Raw genomic sequence first — 20,460 nt, forward strand, 5'->3', positions numbered from 1 at the left:
GGAGGATAGATGTATACTGGTCGCCATGTCTGCCTGCGTCCGCTGCAGCCCGCGTTCATCATGGCGGCGACAGGCGAAGCCGTCACCTATCGCGAGCTCGAGGCACGCAGCAATCGTCTGGCACATCTGTTCCGTAAGCACGGCTTGAAGCGGCTCGATCACTACTCGATCTTCATGGAGAACAATTCGCGCTATCTGGAGGCCTGCGGCGCGGGTGAGCGCTCCGGGCTTTACTACACCTGCATCAACTCCTTCCTGACGCCGGGCGAGCTCGCTTATCTCCTCGTCAACAGCCGGTCGAAGATTTTGATTACGTCGGTGGCCAAGCTCGCCATCGCGCGCGAGGCGATCCAGGCCTGCCCCGACGTCAAGCTCTGCATCGTCGCCGATGGTCCGGGCGAGAGCGAACGTATCGTCGGACTTGCGGACGTGACCGCGGACATGCCGAGCACACCGATCGCGGATGAATGGCTCGGTACCGCCATGCTCTATTCGTCCGGCACGACCGGACGGCCGAAGGGCATTTTGCGGCCCCTTCCGGAAGAGCCGCCGAAGCACAATCTGCCGCTGTTCGATTTTCTGACCAAGCTTTGGCACTACCGCGAGGGCATGGTCTATCTCTCGCCGGCACCGCTCTATCACTCCGCGCCGCAGGCCGCCGTGAACCTCACGATCCGCATGGGCGGGACCGTGATCATCATGGAGAGTTTCGATCCCGAACGTTACCTCCAGCTCGTCGAGCAATGGGGCATCACCCACACGCAGTTGGTGCCGACGATGTTCTCGCGCATGCTGAAGTTGCCGGACGAGGTGCGTGGCCGCTACGACCTTTCCTCGCTGGAGATCGCGATCCACGCCGCGGCGCCCTGCCCGGCCCAGGTCAAAGACGACATGATCAGATGGTGGGGACCGATCATCCACGAATATTACGGCGCGACTGAAGGTCTCGGCTTCACCGCCTGCAACAGCGAGGAATGGCTTAGCCATCGCGGCACCGTCGGCAAGGTGCTGCTGGGCGACCTCCACATTCTCGACGAAAACATGCGGGAGTGCCCGACCGGCACGCCGGGCCAGGTCTGGTTCAAGACGGCCTCGCCGTTCGAATATTTCAACGATCCCGAGAAGACCAGGGAGGCGCGCTCGGCCGACGGCAGCATGAGCACGGTTGGCGACGTCGGCTATGTCGACAAGGACCGCTTCCTTTACCTCACCGATCGCGCGACCTTCATGATCATCTCCGGTGGGGTAAACATCTATCCGCAGGAATGCGAGAATCTGCTGATCACCCACCCGAAGGTCGCCGATGCCGCGGTGTTCGGCGTGCCCAATGCCGATCTCGGCGAGGAGGTGAAGGCGGTGGTGCAGCCGATGCCCGGCGTGGTGCCGGGGCCGGCCCTCGCCGAAGAGCTGATCGCGTTCTGCGCAAAATCGCTGTCGCGGCAGAAGGTGCCGCGCTCGGTCGATTTCGAGAAGGAACTGCCACGGCTGCCGACGGGCAAGCTGTACAAGCGGCTGCTGCGGGACCGGTACTGGGGGAACAAGGCGTCGCGGATCGTGTGAGTTGGGGCAGCGCGGCGGCATCTTCGCCTCTCCCCGCAAGCGGGGCGAGGGAGCCCACCTTCGCCGCGGCTTCAGCAACGCCATTACACGCCGCCTGTTCGCACCTGCACTCTCACATCGTGAAAGTGCGAAACTCCTGCGGCGTTACGTCATCCAAATTGCCAAGGCCGTAAAGAGCGTTAGCCCGTTGCCTCGCTGCACGCGCCTCGCTATCGTCTGGCAAACAGGCCGCAAAAGGCCGAGGTCCAGGGAGGATGAGCATGCGGAGCGTGTGCGCGCTCGCCGCAATGGCGGCGCTATCTGTGCTGACGGCCTCAACCGCCACGCTCGCTGGCGAGCCCAAGCAGGGCGGTATCCTGCGGATGTATCACCGCGACAGTCCGGCCAACGCGTCCATCCTCGAGGGCGCGACCTATTCGGTCAACGTGCCGTTCATGGGCGTGTTCAACAATCTCGTCATCTATGACCAGCACATCGCGCAGAACAGTCCGGACACGCTCCGGCCAGAGCTTGCTGAAAGCTGGTCCTGGAGCCGCGACAACAAGAAGCTGACGTTCAAACTGCGCCAGGGCGTGAAATGGCACGACGGCAAGCCGTTCACGTCAGCCGACGTCAAATGCACCTTCGATCTCCTGATGGGCAAATCGCAGCAGAAGCTGCGGCAGAATCCGCGCAAGGCCTGGTACAACGAGGTCAACGAGGTCACCACGAGCGGCGAGTTCGAGGTTTCCTTCGACCTGAAGCGGCCGCAGCCCTCGCTACTGGCGATGCTCGCGTCCGGTTACACGCCGATCTACCCCTGTCACGTCTCGCCTGCGGAGATGCGCACCCATCCGATCGGAACCGGGCCGTTCAAATTCGTCGAGTTCAGGGCCAATGAATCGATCAAGCTGACGCGAAATCCGGACTATTGGAAGAAGGGCCTGCCCTATCTCGACGGCATCGAGTACACGATCATCACCAACCGCTCGACCGCGATTCTCGCTTTCGTCGCCGGCAAGTTCGACATGACCTTTCCGACGCACATCACGATCCCGCTCCTGAAGGACATCAAGTCGCAGGCGCCGAACGCGACCTGCGTCGTCGAGCCGACCAACGTTTCCACCAACATCATCGTCAATTCGACATCGCCGCCGTTCGACAACATCGATATCCGTCGGGCGATGGCGATGGCACTCGACCGCAAGGCCTTCGTCGACATCCTGTTCGAGGGCCAGGCCGATATCGGTGGCACCATGCTGCCGCCGCCGCAAGGCATCTGGGGCATGCCCAAGGACAAGCTGGCGACCATTCCGGGCTACGGCCCGGACGTCAACGCGAACCGGGAGGAAGCCAAGAAGCTGATGCAGAAGGCAGGCTACGGCCCGGACAAGCATCTCGCGGTGAAGGTCTCGACCCGTAATCTCGCGGAATATCGCGACCCCGCGGTGATCCTGATCGACCAGCTCAAGACCATCTATATCGACGGCGAGCTCGACGTCGTGGAAACCGCAAACTGGTTCCCGAAGGTCGCGCGCAAGGACTACATGCTCGGCCTCAACCTGACCGGCAATTCCGTCGACGATCCCGACCAGTCGTTCTACGAGAACTATTCCTGCGGTTCGGAACGGAACTACACCAATTACTGCAACAAGGAGATCGAGAAGCTGTTCGACGTGCAGTCGCAGGAGACCGACGCCAGCAAGCGTAAGCCACTGGTGTGGGATATCGACAAGAAGCTGCAGGAGGATGTCGCCCGCCCGATCATCTTCCATGCACGGGCCGGCACCTGCTGGCAGCCCTACGTCAAGGGCGTCACGATCATGTCGAACAGCTCCTACAACGGCTTCCGCTACGAGGATGTGTGGCTCGACAAGTAGCGTCAGGCTAAAGACTAGCGGCTCGACGGGAGGCACGTGATGTTTGCCTATCTGGTGCGGCGCCTGTTCCTGATGCTCGTGACCCTGTTCGGGATCTCGGTCGTCATCTTCTTCCTGCTGCGCATCGTGCCCGGTAACATCGTCGATATCCTATTCGCCGCCGCCGGCTACGTCGATCCGGCCGACAAGGCCGAGCTCGAGAAACAGCTCGGCATCGACCAGCCATTGGTTGCGCAATATCTACACTGGATCGGCGGCTTGCTGCGCGGCGATTTCGGCTACTCCTATGTCTCCGAAAAGCCGGCACTCCAAGAGATCCTGCCGCGGATTCCGATCACGGCGCGGCTTGCCGGGCTGGCGCTGCTGTTCTCGGCATCCATCGGCATTCCGCTCGGCGTCATCAGCGCGGTTAAGCAAGGAACAAGGCTCGACTATGCGCTGCGCGTCGTCAGCCTCAGCGGCTTGTCGCTGCCCTCGTTCTGGCTCGGGCTTCTCATCCTCACCGCGTCGGTGGCCATGTTCGGCCAGATGCCGATCTTCAACCCGAACCCGAAGACGTGGCTCGAGGCGTTCGCGACCTACGCCGTGCCGGCCGCCGCCGTCGGCTTCCGCAGTGCGGCGCTCACCATGCGCATCACCCGCTCCTCGATGCTGGAGGTGCTGCGGCAGGACTATATCCGCACTGCGCGCGCCAAGGGTGCCTCCGATGCGGCCGTGAACTATCATCACGCGCTGAAGAACGCGATCCTGCCAGTGATCACCGTGATCGGCATCGAGGCGGCGTTCCTGATCGGCGGCCTGATCGTCACCGAGACCGTGTTCAATATCCCCGGCGTCGCGCGATTCCTGGTGGAGGCGATCCGCTGGCGGGACTATCCGATCGTGCAGAACCTCGTGATGTTCATCGCCGTCGTGGTGGTGTTCGCGAACTTCACCGTCGACATGCTCTACGCGGTATTCGATCCGCGGATCAGGTACACGGAATGATTCAATGAAACCAAGCCGAGCGACGATGGTGACTCACCTCTCCCGTAGGGAGAGGTCGGATTGCATCGGAAGATGCAATCCGGGTGATGGGTTACACTCCATCCTGAGACCTGGGCCCCCTCACCCGGCGCTACGCGCCGACCTCTCCCCGATGGGGAGAGGTGTTTCTCCCCGCGGAGAGGCACATGGCCACGATCGACTATGATCTCGAACTGAGGCGGGCCGGGGCTTACGCGACCGGCGGCTGGCGGCGCGTGCTGTTCACGGCGCAGCGGCATGTGCTGGGCGCGGCCGGGCTCGTTATCATGACATTGTTCGTGCTGACGGCGATCTTCGCCGACTTCATCGCGCGCTACGATCCTCTGACGGTCGATTCCGCCCGCGCGCTGGCCCGCCCGAGCCTGGTGCACTGGATGGGGACCGATTCCTTCGGCCGCGACGTGTTCAGCCGCATCATCCACGGTGCGCGGATCTCGCTCGCGGTCGGGCTCGGTTCGACCGCGCTCGGCGGCACCATCGGCGTGATCGTCGGCCTCACCTCCGGCTATCTCTCGGGCTGGGTCGATCTCGTATTCCAGCGCGTCTCCGACGTTCTCCAGGCGCTGCCACTCCTGGTGCTGGCGCTGGTGATGACGGCCGCGCTCGGCCCCTCGCTGCCGAATGTGATCATCGCCATCGCCATTCCGCTGATCCCGACGGTCGCGCGCGTCATCCGCGCCAATACGCTGGCGCTGCGCGAGCAGCCGTTCGTCGAAGCCGCAAAGTCGATCGGGATGAGCGAGATGCGGATCGCGCTGCGCCACGTGCTGCCGAACACGCTGGCGCCGCTGATCGTGCTCGCGACCGCCCAGCTCGGCTCGACCATCCTCACCGAAGCCTCGCTGTCCTTCCTCGGCCTCGGCATTCCCGAACCCTATCCGTCATGGGGGCGCATGCTCTCCGAATCCGCCGCCGAATATGTCCGCACCGCGCCGTGGCTCGTGATCTTCCCGGGCATCGCGATCAGCCTCGCCGTATTCGGCGCCAATCTGTTCGGTGACGCCCTGCGCGACATCCTGGATCCGAGGCAGCGCGGCTGATGGCGGACAAATCCGATCTCGTGCTCGATGTGAAGAACCTGAAGACGGTGTTCTTCACCAATTCCGGCCTCTTCAAGGCTGTCGACGACCTCTCGTTCAGCGTGAAGCGCGGCGAGACGCTGGCGATCGTCGGCGAATCCGGCTGCGGCAAGAGCGTGACCGCGCTCTCGCTGATGCGGCTCGTGCCCGATCCGCCCGGCCGCATCGTCGGCGGCTCTGTCTCGCTCGAAGGCACCGACCTGCTGGCGCTGGATGAAACGCAGATGCGCACGGTCAGGGGCAACCGCATCTCCATGATCTTCCAGGAGCCGATGACCTCGCTCAATCCGGTGATGCGGATCGGCGACCAAATCGTCGAGGCCGTGCGGCTGCACCGGAACATCTCGGCGAAAGAGGCCCATAACATCGCGGTCGAGATGCTGCGGCTGGTGCGCATTCCCGAGCCGGCGCGGCGCGCGCGGGAATATCCGCATCAGCTCTCCGGCGGCATGCGCCAACGCGCGATGATCGCGATGGCGCTGGCGTGCCGTCCGGCGCTGCTGATCGCGGACGAGCCGACCACCGCGCTCGACGTTACCATCCAGGCGCAGATCCTGGCGCTGATCCTCGACCTCCAGAAGGAGCTCGGCACCGGGCTCGTGCTGATCACGCACGATCTCGGCGTCGTTGCGCAGACCGCGCAGCGCGTGATCGTGATGTATGCGGGGCGAAAGGTTGAGGAGGCCAGCGTCGAAGCGCTGTTTGCCTCGCCAAAGCATCCCTATACGCGCGGGCTGATGGCCTCGATCCCGGCCGTTCCCGCATCCGGTGTCCCTGCGCAGGCGCGGCTGAACGAAATTCCCGGCACGGTGCCATCGCTGGTGCGGCTGCCGAAGGGCTGCGCCTTCGCGCCGCGCTGCAAGCTCGCCATCAAACGTTGCGAGGCCGAATATCCGCCACTGGCGGACTTGGGTGGCGGCCATCTTGCCGCCTGCTGGCGCGCAGAAGAAGTCGCGGAGGTGGCATGACCGCGACGCTGCTCGAAGTAACCGATCTCAAGAAGCACTATCCCGTGCGCGCCGGCGTGTTGCGCCGGCAAGTCGGCACCGTGCATGCCGTCGACGGCGTCTCGTTCGCGCTTGGAACCGGCGAGACGCTGGGCCTCGTCGGCGAATCCGGCTGCGGCAAGTCCACGGTGGCGCGCAGCGTGCTGCGGCTGGTGGAGCCGACCTCGGGCCAGATCCGGCTCGATGGTGAGGACATCACCCATCTGTCCAAGACGGCACTGCGGCCGCACCGTCGTTCGATGCAGATCGTATTCCAGGACCCATTTGCCTCGCTCAACCCGCGCATGACCGCGGGCGATATCGTCGGCGAGCCGCTCGCCGTGCACGGGCTCGCCACGGGCAAGGCGCTCGAGGCACGGGTCGCAAGACTGTTCGAGCAGGTGGGGTTGCGGCCCGACCAGATGCACAATTTCCCGCATCAGTTCTCCGGCGGCCAGCGCCAGCGCATCTGCATCGCACGCGCGCTGGCGCTGGAGCCACGCCTGATCGTCTGCGACGAGCCGGTGTCCGCGCTCGACGTCTCGATCCAGGCGCAGGTGATCAACCTGTTGATCGACCTGCAACGCCAGCATGGCTTTTCCTACCTGTTCATCGCCCACGATCTCGCCGTGGTCGCCCATATCAGCCACCGCGTGGCCGTGATGTATCTCGGCCGCATCGTCGAGATCGCCGACAAGGACGAGCTATTCCGCAATCCCAGGCATCCTTACACGCAGGCCTTGCTTGCCTCGGTGCCGATCGCAAACCCGCTCGCGAAGAAGCTGGCGCCGCTGGTCGACGGCGACGTGCCGAGCCCGGTCAACCCGCCCTCAGGCTGCGCGTTTCACACCCGCTGCCGCTTTGCGATGGAGCGATGCAAGACGGAGCGGCCGGCACTGCTGGAGGCAGGTGACGGGCATCAGGTGGCGTGTTTGCTCAATGACGGGACCGGGCGGCCGGCGTAGATCTTGTGTCCCCGCGAAAGCGGGGGATTTAGGAAAGCATCCTCACGCGCCGAAGCATGGGTCCCGGCTCGCGCTTCGCGCGTCCGGGACACACGCGACTACGGCCCGATCTCCGCCACGATCCGGCCCATAGTCACCTGATCGCCTTCGGCGACATCGATCGCGCTGACCACGCCGTCGATGCCGGCCTTGTGGACGTGCTCCATCTTCATCGCCTCCAGCGTCAGCACCGGCTGGCCGGCGGTGACGCGGTCGCCGGGCTTGACCAGCACGGCGACGACGCGGCCGTTCATGGCGGCGCGGACCTTGCCGTCGCCGCCATTGCTTGCGGCCGCCTTTGGTGCGGCAAGGGTGAGATCGGCGACTGCGAACGGGATGCCGCGATGCTGGACGTACAGGCGATCGCCATCGCGTAGGAATCTTGCGCCGTCCATCACGCCATCGTGGTGGAAGCGGATCGCGTCGGCATCGAGCTGGTCGATCTCGAACCTGTCCTCGCGATCGTCGACGACGACATTGTAGCTGCCATCGCGCTCGCGCGTGACTTCGAGTTCGTATGTCCGGCCGGCGATCTCGATTTTTGCCGGCAGCGGAAAGGTGGCGGCGAGGCTCCGGCCGCCCCGCCAGGACGGCGCGCGCGGGTTGGTGACGTAGAGCAGCAGGCCCGCCAGCGCCACGTCGAATGCCGCGTTCGCGCGCGGTGCCAGCAGCTCGTCGCGATGCGCACCGATGAAGGCCGTCGTCGCCTCGCCTTTGGCGAAGCTGGGATGACGCAGGCAGGACATCAGGAACGCCTGGTTGGTGGTCACGCCAAACGCGGTGAGCTGCTCCAGGCCGACGATCAGCCGTCCCCTCGCCTCCTCGCGGGTAGCGCCGCGGCTGATCACCTTGGCGATCATGGAATCGTAGAACGGCGGGATCTCCGAGCCCGATTGCAACGCGTGCTCGACGCGGATGCTTTCCGGCACCTGCCAGCGCGTCATGCGGCCCGATTGCGGCATGAAGCCCTGCGCGGCATCTTCCGAGCAAAGCCGCACCTCGATGGCGTGGCCGGAGAACTTGATGTCCTGCTGCTTCAGCGGCAACGGTTCGCCGCGCGCGACGCGCAGCTGCAGCTCGACGAGATCGAGCCCGGTGATCGCCTCGGTGACGGGATGCTCGACCTGCAGGCGCGTATTCATCTCCATGAAGTAGAATTCGCCGCTTTGATCAAGCAGGAATTCCAGCGTGCCGGCGCCCTCGTAGCGCAACGCCTTCACCGCGGCGACTGCGACCTCGCCCATCTTCGCGCGCAGCTCGGGCGTGACGGCGGGAGACGGCGCCTCCTCGATCAGCTTCTGGTGGCGCCGCTGCACCGAGCAGTCGCGCTCGCCGAGATGGATCGCATTGCCGTGGCTGTCGCCGAACACCTGGATCTCGATGTGGCGGGGATTCTGGATGGCGCGTTCGAGGATCACGGTGGGATCGCCGAACGCCGCCTTCGCCTCGGAACGCGCACTGCGCAGCGCATCAGGAAACGAGGCCGCATCAGTGACAAGCCGCATGCCGCGGCCGCCGCCGCCCGCGACGGCCTTGATCATGACAGGGAAGCCGATCTTTCTGGCTTCCGCGAGCATGACTTCGTCGCCCTGCTCAGTGCCCTGATAGCCGGGGACGATAGGTACGCCGGCCTTCTTCATGATCTCCTTGGCGCCGGCCTTGTTGCCCATCGCCTCGATTGCTTGCGGCGACGGGCCAATGAAGACGAGGCCGGCTTCCTTGCAGGCCTGTGCAAAATCTTCGTTCTCGGCGAGGAAGCCGTAGCCCGGATGAACCGCGCCCGCGCCGCTTGCTTTCGCCGCGGCAATGATCGCGGAGATGTTGAGATAGGATTGCGCCGGCAAGGCTTCGCCGATGCGCACAGCCTGATCGGCTTGGCGCACATGGAGCGCATCGCCATCGGCATCCGAATAGACCGCGACGACGCCAAGGCCGAGCTGCCGCGCGCTTCGCATCACGCGCAATGCGATCTCGCCGCGATTGGCGACCAAAACCTTGAAGAACGGCCGATGCTGCACTGATCCGTTCCTCATGGGCGGGCCACCGAAAACTGCATGCGCTGCGGTGTGCGCGCATCGCCCTCGCGGCAGATCGCGAGCACTTCGGAGAGGACCGCGCGGGTGTCGCGCGGATCGATCACGCCATCGTCGAGCACGCGGGCACTGGTTGAGAACACATCCATCTGGCCGTCGAACACGCCGATGATTTGCGCCTTCATGGCCTGTAACTTGTCCTTCTCGATCGGCCTACCGCGCCGCGCTGCGGCGGCCTCGGTCACGATCGCCATGGTCTCGGCCGCCTGCTCGCCGCCCATCACGGCGGTCTTCGCGTTCGGCCAGGAGAAGCAGAAGCGCGGATGGAAGCCGCGGCCGCACATGCCGTAATTGCCGGCGCCGAACGAGGCACCGCAATAGACGGTGATCTGTGGCACCGTCGCCGAGGTCACGGCCTGGATCATCTTAGAGCCATGCTTGATCATGCCGGCTTCTTCATAGGATTTTCCGACCATGTAGCCGGTGGTGTTGTTGAGATAGAGGATCGGCGTGCGGGTCTGGCAGCAGGCCTGAATGAAATGCGTCGCCTTGTTGGCGCCGGCGGGATCGAGCGGACCGTTGTTGGTGATGATGCCGATGGCCTGGCCCTCGATGCGAGCATGGCCGCAGACGGTGGCCGGGCCGTAATTCGGCGCCATCTCGGTGAAATCGGAATCGTCGACGATGCGGGCGATCACCTGCTTCATGTCGACGGGACGCTTGTGGTCCATCGGCATGATGCCGAGCAGCTCGTCCTGATCGTAGCGCGGCGGCTTGAACTCTGGGGCCGCTCGGCCCGGCCGCTCCCATTGCATCGCCGCCATGATCTCCCGCGCGATGCGCAAGGCATCTCGGTCGTCCTCGGCGAGATAATCACCGAGGCCGGAGATTTGCGTATGCATCTCGGCGCCGCCGAGCTCCTCCTCGGTCGCGATCTCGCCGGTCGCAGCCTTCAGCAGCGGCGGCCCGGCGAGGAAGGCGCGGGTGCGGCCGCGGACCATGACGATGTAGTCGGACAGGCCGGTCTGATAGGCGCCGCCCGCGGTGGAGGAGCCGTGCGTGACAGTAACGACCGGCAGTCCCGCCGCCGACAGCCGCGCCAGATTGCGAAAGATGTTGCCGCCGCGAACAAAGTCCTCGACGCGGTAGCGCAGCAAATTGGCGCCGGCGCTTTCGACGAGCTGGACATAAGGCAGCTTGTTCTCCAGCGCGAGCTCCTGCACCCGCAGCGTCTTGTCGAGGCCGTAAGGCTGCAGCGCACCGGCATCGATGCCGGAATCACTGGCGCTGACCATGCAGCGGATGCCCGAGACGAAGCCGATGCCGGCGATGACGCCGCCGCCGGGCACGCTCTTGTCCGGATCCGGCACGTCGAACATGTAGCCGGCGAGCGTCGACAGCTCGATGAAGGGCGCACCGGGATCGAGCACCAGCGCGACGCGCTCGCGCGGCAGCAGCTGGCCGCGCTTGTGGAAGCGGTCTTTCGCCGCGGCAGATGCCGCCCGTGTGCGCTCTTCGAGTGCGCGCATGCGGTCGATCAGCGCAAGCATGCCGTCGCGGTTGGCCTGGTAGGCGGCGCTGCCGGGGAAAATGGTGTTTTCGATGACAGACATGACTTGATCCTGCTCGTCATTGCGAGGAGCGAAGCGACGAAGCAATCCAGATCGCCTCAAAGGAAAGACTCTGGATTGCTTCGCTTCGCTCGCAATGACGGGTGAGGCGATACCTTACCTGTTCGTCCCAAAGATCTTCCGCGCCTCGGCCGGGCTTGCGATCTCGCGGCCGGCGCGCCTTGCGCAGGCGGCGACGGCTTCGATCAGCTGGCCGTTCGAGGTCACCTTCGTGCCGTCGGCGAGATAAAAGGTGTCTTCGAGACCGGTGCGCAAATGGCCACCGAGTTCGGCGCAGCGCTGATGCAGCGGCCAGATCTCTTCGCGGCCGATCGCGGTGACCTGCCAATGCGCCTCGGGGCGTTTCAGCTTCAACAGGATCGGCAGCAGCTCGGGATCAGCCGGCATGCCGGAGGCGACGCCCATCACGAAATTATACTCGAGCGGGCCCTTGTACATGCCGACCTGGGTGTACATGCCGACGCAGCGGACAATGCCGACGTCGAAACATTCGAACTCGGGGATTGTGCCGACCGCGTTCATGACGTCGAGATAGTCCTTCACCTTCTCAACCGCATTGTCGAACATCATCGGCGGCCACGCCCAGGTATTGTCGGCCTTGACCTTCAGGTAATTCAGCGAGCCGGCGTTGCAGGCGGCGATCTCCGGCTTCGTCTCGCGGATGCAGTCCAGCGCGCCGCTATAGTTCGGCCCCGATACGCCCGAGGTGTGATTGATGATGATGCCGGGACAGGCCTCGCGGATCGCCTGCTGGATCTCCTTGCTGACCGCGACCTCCCAGGACGGCAGATGCCCCTTGCCCGGCGCCTGCTGGCGCAGATGGATGTGCATGATGGACGCGCCGGCATCGAAGGCAGCCTTGGCCTCGCGCGCCATCTGCTCGGGCGTCACAGGCACGTTGTGCTGCCTGGGATCGGTCAGCACGCCGTTCAGCGCGCAGGTGATGACGGCCTTGTCGCTCATGCCAAAAATGTCTCGCACGTTGATAATTCAACGGTTGCGATCATGTGATGCGCGAGATCCGGCTTCTTGCGCGGAGAAGCTGGGAAATGGCAATGACTTCGTAGGCTGGGCAAAGGCGCTCTTGCGCCGTGCCTACCTTGTTTCGGCGATCATGAACTATGGTGGGCACGCTTTCGCTTTGCCCACCTTACGAGAGCGGAGCTAACCCGCCTCCGCCATCCGCACCGTCTCCGTGCTGCGGTAGATCGCGAGGTCGCGCGAGCCGACGAAGATGGCGCGCGGCTTCAGGCCGTAGAAGCGGCGGATCGAGTGGCTGAAATGCGTGGAATCGGGATAGCCGATGTCCTGCGCGAGATGGGCGAGGTTGAGGTCCTGGTTGGCGAAGTGCAGCAGATGCCGCGCGCGCTTCCAGGCGCGGAAGGAGCGGAACGAGATGCCGGTCTCTTCCTTGAACAGATGCAGGAAGCGCGAGGCGGAGAGGCCCGCTTCGGCTGCGCAGGTGTCGGCCGTCACCGGCTCGCCGGAGAAGCGCTCAATGCGGGCGACCGCGCGCGTCACACGCGGATCGAGCACGCGGCGCGGCAGTGCTTCGCCAAAGCACATCTCGTCGAATTCGGCGGTGGTGATGTCGCCGTAGCGGCGCTGGCGCAGCAACGCGTAGGCGGCGAGGATCTTGCGGGCATAGGCGGCCCGATCGGGTCCAGTCAGCCGCGTGGCCAGGGCCTCTATCACGCCATCCGGCATGCTTTCCGGCTCGAGCGTCACGCTGATCACGGTGCGGTAATCGCTGGCAATGGAATGCCGCTGGTTCGGCAGGGTGACGAACAGCTCGCCGGTGGCAAGGACGTCGTCGATCGTCAGGTGCAGATTGCCCTTCACCGCCACATAAACGTGGCAGCAGCCAGGCGTCCTCTTGCGGGGGCGGCCCAGCAGGCCGGCATAGAATACCCGCTCCGGCGTGATCAGCATCAGATGGTCGGATTCGCGACCTTTATCTTCCATCGGGGTCCTCCTCGCGCGGCTCTCTGGCCGCTGCGGATGAAGGTCACCTTAGCGGAAATTTGGGCGCTGTCACGATAGGATAGCGCTGTCATGAAAACATGCGCCGTCGTTCCGGGGCGGTCCGCAGGACCGAACCCGGAACCTCGAGATTCTCAGGTGCGCAACGGCGCACCGGTAGCTCGATGCTTCGCATCGCTCCCGGAATGACAACCCTCAATTACGCCCTCACCCTTGGCGCAACATTCTGCTCGTTGCCAGCCTTTTGCTCCGCCGCAACCGCCCGTTTGAAACCGTCGCGCTGCTGCAGGCGGGCCCAATAAGCTGCGACATTTGGCCCAAAATCCTTGGCGAGCCCAATGTTGCTCGCGAGGCGGAGCGCGTAACCGATGACAATGTCAGCGGCAGTGAAGCGGCCAGCGCACAAGGTTTCAGCATTGGCCGTCGCTGCCTCGACCGCGCGCAGTCTTCCTAGGAACCATTTTGCGTAATCGGTGGCGACCTGCGGGTTGCGGCGCTCCTCCGGTTCGAGTTGGGTGTACCGCAGCACCAGCGTTTGCGGGAAGGTTAACGTGGCGTCGCTGAAATACATCCAGTTCAGGAACGCGCCGTAGGCGGGATCTTCCGGTCCCACCATCAGCGGCGTCGGACCGTATTTGATGCCGAGATAATGGCAGATGCCGGAGGATTCGGTCATCCGCGTCTCGCCGTCGATCAGGAAGGGGATGGTCCCGAGCGGATTGAGCGCAAGATAATCCTTGGCGAACACCCGCGGCGGGAACGGCAGCATCTTCAATTCATAGGGCAGCCCCATCTCCTCCAGCATCCAGAGCGGGCGGAACGAGCGCGCGGCATCGCAGTGGTAGAGTGTGATCATCAAGCACTTCCTTTGCTGCCGGGCAGCGTGCCCATCATCTTGCACAGGACCATCAGCATGACCTCGTCGGCACCACCGCCGATCGAGGTCAGGCGGCTGTCGCGATAGGCGCGGCTGACCGGCGTCTCGTTGGTAAAGCCCATTCCGCCCCAATATTGCAAGCAGGCGTCGGTGAGCTCGCGGCCGAGCCGGCCGGCCTTCAGCTTGGCCATGGTCGCGAGCCTGGTCACATCCTCGCCCGCGACCAGTTGTTCGCCAGCGCGATAAATCAGCGCGCGCAGCAGCTCGACCTCGGTCTGCATCTCCGCAAGCTTGAAATGGACGACCTGATTGTCGAGGATCGACTTGCCGAATGCCTTGCGGTTGCGCGTGTACTCGATGGTCTGGTCGATGATGTATTCGTGCGCCTTCAGGCAGGCCGCCGCCCCCCAGAGCCGCTCCTCCTGGAACTGGATCATCTGATAGGTGAAGCCTTTGCCTTCCTCACCGATCCGATTGCGCTTGGGCACGCGGACATTATCGAAGAAAATCTGCGCGGTGTCGGACGAGCGCATGCCCATCTTGTCGAGCTTTCGCGCGACAGTGACGCCCTTGCTCTTCATGGGCACGCAGATCAGCGACTTGTTGCGATGAACCGGCCCGTCGCTGGTGTTGGCGAGCAGGCAGATCCAGTCGGCCTGGGTGCCGTTGGTGATCCACATCTTGCCGCCGTTGACGACGTAATCGTCGCCGTCGGAGCGCGCATTGGTTTTGATCGAGGCCACGTCCGAGCCGGCGCCGGGCTCGGAGACGCCGATGCAGGCGACATAGTCGCCCGCAATGGACGGCGCCAGAAACTCGCGCCGTACCTCGTCCGAGCCGAACCGCGCCAGCGCCGGCGTCGCCATGTCGGTCTGCACCCCGATCGCCATCGGCACGCCGCCGCAGGTGATGGCGCCGAGTTCCTCCGCCATCATCAGGGCATAGGAGTAATCGAGGCCGGAACCGCCGAATTCGACCGGCTTGTTCAGACCGAGGAAGCCGAGGCTGCCCATCTTCTTGAACAGCTCATGCGCCGGGAAGATGTCCGCCTTCTCCCATTCATCGACATGGGGGTTGATCTCGTTGGCGATGAATTTCTGCAGGGAGCGGCGGATGTCGTCGTGGTCGGCAGTGAATAGCATTCTTTCCCCTTTGTCATTCCGGGGCGCGCGAAGCGTGAACCCGGAATCCAGAGATTAGGTCCTACAATATCGAGGTTCTCAGGTGCGCAAGTGCGCACCCTAGTTCGACACCGCGCGTCGCCCCGGAACGACGCCTTAATCACAACCCCATCTGCCGCGACGCCAAATCCTTCATGATCTCCTCGGTGCCGCCGCCGATGGCGTTGACCTTGACTTCGCGGTAGATGCGTTCGGCCTTGATGCCGCGCATGAAGCCGGCGCCGCCAAAGATCTGCACGGCTTCCGAGGCGCAGAATGCCATGGTCTGCGTCGCCTGGTTCTTCATCATGCAGATTTCGGGGACGGGGCTTTCGCCCTGCTCGAGCCGCCAGGCCAGCATCTCCAGCATCGCTTGCGAGGCCGCGACCTTCTGCGCCATGTCGACGATCTTGTGCCTGATGATCTGGTGCTGCGCGAGCGGCTTGCCGAACGTGTTGCGCTCCTTGGCATAGGCAATCGCCTCATCGACGCAGACGCGCGCGAAGGCGGTGCAGCTCGCCGCCATGCCCATACGCTCGCTGTTGAAGTTCCGCATGATGATCTTGAAGCCGTGGCCCTCCTCGCCGATCAGGTTCTCGGCCGGTACGCGGCATTCGTCGAAATGCAAGGTCGCGGTATCGGAGGCCCACCAGCCCATCTTCTTCAGCTTAGTTCGCGACAGGCCGGGCGTGTCGCCTTCGATCAGGAGCAGGCTGACGCCGCCGGCGCCTTCGCCGCCTGTACGCACGGCAACGGTCAGATAATCGGCGCGCATCCCGGAGGTGATGAACGTCTTTTCGCCGCTCACGACGTAGTGATCGCCGTCGCGGCGCGCCCGCGTGCGGAGGTTTGCAACGTCCGAGCCGCCGCCCGGCTCGGTGATCGCAAGCGCGGAGATCTTCTCGCCTGACAGCACCTGCGGCAGCACACGTGCCTTCACCTCGGGCCGCGCCGCGCGCGCGATCGGCGGCGAGCCAATCGTATGGCTCATCAAGCTGGCGCTGATACCGCCGGCGCCGGCTTGCGCCAGCTCTTGGCTGGCTACGATCTTCATGAACTGGTCGGCGGTGATCCCGCCAAATTCCTCGGGAAATCCGAGCCCCAGCAGGCCGATTGCTGCCGCCTTGCGATAGAGCTCGCGCGGGAATTCGCCGGCCTCGTCCCATTCATGGGCGAACGGCGTGATCTCCTTCTCGACGAAGCGCCGCATCATTTCGCGGAAGGCATCATGCTCGGCGGTATAGAACGGGCTCTTCATCGCACAGGTGCCTAGTGGAAGGAATCGTCCCGCCAACCATGGCCGGAACCTTGGCGGCTCACTTGCGCGCAGTGGCTGAGTGGAGCCGATGCGCCGGGCAAGGCAGCAACCTAGCAACTCAACGCAAGACGATTTTCGCCGCTCGCAGGCCAACTCTGGCTCAAAAAAACGTTGCTGCACAGACTCCGGCTGGCCCCAGGGCCACGCCGGGCATGGTGCACGGGCAACAGCGCACAAGACCGCCCGAGGGAGGAATTTTTGGCCGTTCGTTACTACGACTGGATCGCCCATCATGGACGCCGCGCGCCAAACAAGGTCGCGCTCATCGACCTCGCGAGCGAGCGCCGCTTCACCTATTCGCAGCTGGATGCCCGCGTCTCGCGCCTCGCCTCGTTTCTGCGCCACACGCTCGGCGTCTCGCGCGGCGATCGCGTCGCAGTGCTGGCGCTGAACACGACCGATACGCTGGAGGTGCAGTTCGCCTGTGGCCGGTTAGGTGCCATCTTCGTGCCGCTGAACACCCGCCTCACCGTTCCCGAGCTTCAATTCATCACCGCCGACTGCGCGCCGAAGGTGATGATCCACGACGCCGACCTGGCCGAGACCGCACTGAGCGTGGCGAAGCTTTGCGGGATCGCGACGAGCCTGCTGCTCGGCGCCGGCGGATCCTATGAAGCCGGGATTGCCGCAGCAAAACCACTCGACCGCGCCGAAGAGGTCACGCTCGATGACGTCTCGACCATCATGTACACCTCGGGCACGACGGGACATCCGAAGGGCGCGACCATCACCCATGGCATGACCTTCTGGAATTGCGTCAATCTCGGCGGCCCCGCCTGCATTGGGCCGGCCTCGGTGCTGCTCACCGTGCTGCCGCTGTTCCACACCGGTGGGCTCAACTGCTACACCAATCCCGTGCTGCACGCCGGCGGCACCGTGATGATCATGCGCGCGTTCGATCCCGGCATCGCGCTCAGCCTGATCAACGATCCCGCGCAGGGCATCAATGTGTTCTTCGGCGTGCCTGCGATCTACCAGTTCATGGCGCAGCATCCGGCCTTCGCGACCACCGATCTCAGCCGGCTGATCGTCGGCGGTGTCGGCGGCGCACCGATGCCGGTGCCGCTGCTGAAAGTCTGGGAGGCGCGCGGCGTCGCGCTGCAGCAGGGCTACGGCATGACCGAGACCTCGCCGGCCGTGCTGGTGCTCGATCGCGAAGATGCGGCACGGAAAGCCGGCTCCGCCGGCAAGCCGGTGCTGCACACCGAGGTGCGGATCGTACGGCCCGACGGCAGCGATGCCGATGTCGGCGAACTCGGTGAGCTCTGGGTTCGGGGCCCCAACATCACCCCGGGCTACTGGAACAGGCCGGAAGCGAACAAGACCTCCTTCACCGACGGCTGGCTGCACACCGGCGATGCGACCCGCATCGATGAGGAGGGCTTCTATTACATCGTCGACCGCTGGAAGGACATGTACATCTCCGGCGGCGAGAACGTCTATCCGGCCGAGGTCGAGAACGTCCTGCACCAGCTCACCGCGATCGCGGAAGCCGCCGTGATCGGTATTCCCGATCCGCAATGGGGCGAGGTCGGCCTTGCCATCGTCGCGGTCAAGCAGGGCCAGCGGCTGACCGAGGCGGATGTCCTCGCACATTGCGCGGCCAATCTGGCGCGCTTCAAATGCCCGCGCCAGATCCGCTTCGTCGAAGCGCTGCCGCGCAACGCCACCGGCAAGATCCACAAGCCGACCTTGCGCAAGAAGTTCTCGGTAGCTTCCGAAGTCGACAAGAAAGTCGCCAACGCCTGATCGAAGCGCCCCTCACGGGCGCTTTTCTTTTTTGAAGTGCCTGCCCCACCCCACAAAGAAACGCCAAGGAATTTCCATGAAGAACAAGAAAATCGCCCTACTCGCCGCGGCAACGGCCCTGACCTTGCTCTCGGTTCAGAGCGCCTCCGCGCAGAAGAAATACGACACGGGTGCCAGCGACACCGAGATCAAGATCGGCAATGTCGAGGCTTATTCCGGCCCTGCTTCCGCCTACGGCATCATCGGCAAGACCGAGGAGGCCTATTTCAAGATGATCAACGACCAGGGCGGCATCAACGGCCGCAAGATCAACTGGATCTCCTATGACGACGGCTATTCGCCGCCGAAGACCGTGGAGCAGGTCCGCAAGCTGATCGAGAGCGACGAGGTGTTCCTGGTGTTCAACGCGCTGGGCACGCCGACCCAGACCGCCGTGCAGAAATATCACAACGCCAAGAAGGTGCCGCAGCTCTTCCTCGCCACCGGCGCCAGCAAGTGGAATGACCCGAAGAACTTTCCGTGGACCATGGGCTTTCAGCCGAGCTATCGGGTCGAGGCGCGGATCTTCGCGAAATACATCCTGCAGGCGAAGCCGGACGCCAAGGTCGCGATCTTCTATGCCAATGATGATTTCGGTAAGGATTACGTCGCCGGCATCAAGGAGATTTTTGGCGAGAAGGCATCTTCGCTGATCGTCGCGGAGGAGAGCTATGAGACCACCGAGCCGTCGATCGATTCCCACATCGTCAAGCTCAAGGGCACCGGCGCCAACGTGTTCGTCAACATCTCGACGCCGAAATTCGCGGCCCAGGCGATCAAGAAGATCGCCGAGCTCGAATGGAAGCCGATGCATGTAATGACCGACGTGTCGATCTCGATCGGCGCGGTGATGAAACCCGCGGGGCTCGACGCATCGGAAGGCGTGCTGTCGGCGACCTATCTGAAGGACGCATCAGACCCGCAATGGAAGGATGATGAAGGCATGAAGAAATTCATTGCCTTCATCGACAAGTACATGCCGGGCGCCAACATCTCCGACACCAACCTCGTCTACGGCTATGCCGCCGCGCAAACCCTGGTTCAGACCTTGAAGCAGTGCGGGGACAACCTGACGCGGGAGAACGTGATGAAGCAGGCGGCCAGCCTGAAGGACTTTACGCCTGATACGCTCATCCCGGGCATCAAGATCAATACCAGCGCCAACGACTTCGCGCCGATCGAGCAGCTCAAGATGATCCGGTTCAAGGCTGGTCAATGGGAGCTATTCGGCGACATCATCAGCGCCGAAATCGGAGGCTAGTCCGGACCGGTTGAATACGCCCCCCGGCAGATAGCGGCCGAAAAGGCCGCTATCTTTTGAGGGAACGAGGTCGAGCGAGATTATGCCGGCAGGAACAGCGCGAACGGCTCTTCCACCGTGCGGCGCAGGTGTTTTCGGTACAGCTCATAGTTGGCGTCGCTGGACGCGACCCGTCCCAAAGATGGCTTCGCAATGTTCCTGATCGGTACATAGGCAATCGGCGCAGCGATCGGCGTCAGCTGCGAGCCGGGGCCGGCGCGGAGCGTCGAGATGATGCCGTACATTTCGCCGGAAACCGTCGGGCGCGACACCGTGATCACGCGATGCTGGCCGTGCTTGATGATGACGAGGTAGATGAAGCCGGACTGATGGGGTACCGCGACCTCGCCGGTATGCTCATAGGCGGTATCGGTCCGATCGCCCTCGCGGAAGACCAGCGACGAGACCTTCGGCTCCCAGACGATCTCGGTGCGATAGGCGAAGATCGCGTCCTTGTCGCCGAACGACGGCCGCAGGGTGATGTAGACGTCCTCGAGCCAGGTGACGGCGCGATGCGCATAGGAGCCGAGGCTGTCGGGCGCGACATCGTTTGCCGCCGGAGGCGTCACCACGACGGCACTTTTACGCAAGGAGACGCCGAGCGCCTGCTCGAGCCGGACTGTCGTCGCCAGCGTAAACGGCCGCCGGCCGCCGAGCACCTTCTCCAGCGTCGACAGGCTGAGCTTGGCCTGCTCGGCCAAAGCCTGCCGGGAGATCCGGCGTCTGGCGAGCTCCTCGCGAATGGTCTCGGCAATCTCACGGCTCTGCTCGTCCGAAAGCTGCTTGTCGGTGAGTTTATCCTGCGTCTGCATTCTTAGCCCTGCTCCAACACGGCCATCCTAGCAGGGCGGACAAA

16 protein-coding genes are annotated in these 20,460 nt (G+C 63.9%); 8 read left to right on the forward strand and 8 right to left on the reverse strand.

The window, feature by feature from the left end; translation table 11 throughout:
* Positions 1 to 9 precede the first annotated feature (9 nt).
* From P6U29_RS40200 to P6U29_RS40225, 6 genes are all read left to right on the forward strand, one after another.
* Complete coding sequence (locus tag P6U29_RS40200) at positions 10 to 1,560, forward strand: AMP-binding protein (RefSeq protein ID WP_407115617.1); 1,551 nt, start codon at positions 10 to 12, stop codon at positions 1,558 to 1,560.
* A 260-nt stretch (positions 1,561 to 1,820) separates the two neighbouring features.
* Positions 1,821 to 3,419 (forward strand): ABC transporter substrate-binding protein, encoded by a 1,599-nt coding sequence (locus P6U29_RS40205; RefSeq protein ID WP_407115618.1) that lies wholly within the window; start codon positions 1,821 to 1,823, stop codon positions 3,417 to 3,419.
* 39 nt (positions 3,420 to 3,458) lie between these two features.
* Entirely contained in the window at positions 3,459 to 4,406 is a 948-nt protein-coding gene (locus P6U29_RS40210) for an ABC transporter permease (protein ID WP_407115619.1), read from the forward strand.
* 185 nt (positions 4,407 to 4,591) lie between these two features.
* A complete protein-coding gene (locus P6U29_RS40215) occupies positions 4,592 to 5,485 on the forward strand; it encodes an ABC transporter permease (RefSeq protein WP_407115620.1) in 894 nt (297 codons plus the stop codon).
* Positions 5,485 to 6,492, forward strand: coding sequence for an ABC transporter ATP-binding protein (locus P6U29_RS40220; protein ID WP_407115621.1), 1,008 nt, complete (start codon positions 5,485 to 5,487; stop codon positions 6,490 to 6,492). The genes P6U29_RS40215 and P6U29_RS40220 overlap by 1 nt, the downstream gene beginning before the upstream one ends.
* Complete coding sequence (locus tag P6U29_RS40225) at positions 6,489 to 7,475, forward strand: ABC transporter ATP-binding protein (RefSeq protein WP_407115622.1); 987 nt, start codon at positions 6,489 to 6,491, stop codon at positions 7,473 to 7,475. The genes P6U29_RS40220 and P6U29_RS40225 overlap by 4 nt, the downstream gene beginning before the upstream one ends.
* A 98-nt stretch (positions 7,476 to 7,573) precedes the next feature.
* On the opposite strand, the gene P6U29_RS40230 is transcribed toward P6U29_RS40225, so the two are convergent.
* The 7 genes from P6U29_RS40230 to P6U29_RS40260 all read right to left on the reverse strand — a co-directional run bounded on the left by P6U29_RS40230 (position 7,574) and on the right by P6U29_RS40260 (position 16,456).
* Entirely contained in the window at positions 7,574 to 9,547 is a 1,974-nt protein-coding gene (locus P6U29_RS40230; protein ID WP_407115623.1) for an acetyl-CoA carboxylase biotin carboxylase subunit, read from the reverse strand.
* Entirely contained in the window at positions 9,544 to 11,160 is a 1,617-nt protein-coding gene (locus P6U29_RS40235; protein ID WP_407115624.1) for an acyl-CoA carboxylase subunit beta, read from the reverse strand. Before P6U29_RS40235 ends, P6U29_RS40230 begins: the two co-directional genes overlap by 4 nt.
* 114 nt (positions 11,161 to 11,274) lie before the next feature.
* Positions 11,275 to 12,141 (reverse strand): 3-keto-5-aminohexanoate cleavage protein, encoded by an 867-nt coding sequence (locus tag P6U29_RS40240; protein WP_407115625.1) that lies wholly within the window; start codon positions 12,139 to 12,141, stop codon positions 11,275 to 11,277.
* Positions 12,142 to 12,342: 201 nt separating this feature from the next.
* Entirely contained in the window at positions 12,343 to 13,143 is an 801-nt protein-coding gene (locus P6U29_RS40245; protein WP_407115626.1) for a helix-turn-helix domain-containing protein, read from the reverse strand.
* A gap of 217 nt (positions 13,144 to 13,360) precedes the next feature.
* Positions 13,361 to 14,017 (reverse strand): glutathione S-transferase family protein, encoded by a 657-nt coding sequence (locus P6U29_RS40250; RefSeq protein WP_407115627.1) that lies wholly within the window; start codon positions 14,015 to 14,017, stop codon positions 13,361 to 13,363.
* Positions 14,017 to 15,180, reverse strand: coding sequence for an acyl-CoA dehydrogenase family protein (locus P6U29_RS40255; RefSeq protein ID WP_407115628.1), 1,164 nt, complete (start codon positions 15,178 to 15,180; stop codon positions 14,017 to 14,019). Before P6U29_RS40255 ends, P6U29_RS40250 begins: the two co-directional genes overlap by 1 nt.
* Positions 15,181 to 15,319: 139 nt before the next feature.
* Entirely contained in the window at positions 15,320 to 16,456 is a 1,137-nt protein-coding gene (locus P6U29_RS40260) for an acyl-CoA dehydrogenase family protein (RefSeq protein ID WP_407115629.1), read from the reverse strand.
* A 258-nt stretch (positions 16,457 to 16,714) separates the two neighbouring features.
* On the opposite strand from P6U29_RS40260, the gene P6U29_RS40265 reads away from it, so the two are divergent.
* Positions 16,715 to 18,265: an acyl-CoA synthetase gene (locus tag P6U29_RS40265; RefSeq protein ID WP_407115630.1), complete on the forward strand. Its 1,551-nt coding sequence runs from the start codon at positions 16,715 to 16,717 to the stop codon at positions 18,263 to 18,265.
* 76 nt (positions 18,266 to 18,341) lie between these two features.
* A complete protein-coding gene (locus P6U29_RS40270; protein ID WP_407115631.1) occupies positions 18,342 to 19,565 on the forward strand; it encodes an ABC transporter substrate-binding protein in 1,224 nt (407 codons plus the stop codon).
* An 80-nt stretch (positions 19,566 to 19,645) separates the two neighbouring features.
* On the opposite strand, the gene P6U29_RS40275 is transcribed toward P6U29_RS40270, so the two are convergent.
* Positions 19,646 to 20,416, reverse strand: coding sequence for a transcriptional regulator (locus P6U29_RS40275; protein ID WP_407115632.1), 771 nt, complete (start codon positions 20,414 to 20,416; stop codon positions 19,646 to 19,648).
* Between the last annotated feature and the right edge of the window lie 44 nt (positions 20,417 to 20,460).

Origin of the sequence: Bradyrhizobium sp. LMG 9283 (assembly GCF_045571415.1) — a bacterium.
GTDB lineage: Bacteria > Pseudomonadota > Alphaproteobacteria > Rhizobiales > Xanthobacteraceae > Bradyrhizobium.